The 661-nt window shown below is 62.0% G+C and carries 1 protein-coding gene; it reads left to right on the forward strand.

Going from position 1 to position 661, the window contains the following annotated elements; translation table 11 throughout:
- A partial coding sequence (istB, locus tag ACH107_RS33330) for an IS21-like element helper ATPase IstB (RefSeq protein ID WP_412509860.1) occupies positions 1-573 on the forward strand: 573 nt, incomplete at its 5' end.
- Positions 574-661 lie beyond the last annotated feature (88 nt).

Below are 661 nucleotides of genomic sequence, written 5' to 3' on the forward strand. Positions count from 1 at the left end.
GCGGCCAAGTTCCCGGCCACCAAAAGCCTCGACAGTTTCGACTTCAAGGCAATCCCCAAGCTCAACAAGATGCAGGTGCTGGAGCTGGCGCGCTGCAACTGGATCGAACGGCGCGAGAACGTGATCGCCCTCGGCCCAAGCGGCACCGGCAAGACCCACGTTGCCCTTGGCCTGGGGCTCGCTGCTTGCCAGAAAGGGATGACGGTCAGCTTCACCACCGCCGCGGCTTTGGTCAACGAACTGATGGAGGCGCGCGACGAGCGTCGCTTGCTGCGGGTCCAAAAACAGATGGCCAACGCCAAGCTGCTGATCATCGACGAATTGGGCTTCGTCCCTCTCTCCAAAACCGGGGCCGAGCTGCTCTTTGAATTGATCTCGCAACGCTACGAGCGCGGGGCTACGCTGATCACGAGCAACTTGCCCTTCGATGAATGGACGGAAACCTTCGGCACCGAGCGCCTCACCGGGGCGCTGCTCGACCGGCTGACCCACCACGTCAACATCCTCGAGATGAATGGCGAGAGCTATCGACTGGCCCAAAGCCAAGCGCGAAAAGCCACCAAAACCTCCTGACCGACAATCCATCACTTGGCCCTCACGGGCCAAGGCGGCCAGTCAACCGCCAGCTATTTGGGGAGCGCGGTCGACTGGCCGCCAGCAC

The sequence above is a fragment of the Roseovarius halophilus (ex Wu et al. 2025) genome (assembly GCF_047086965.1).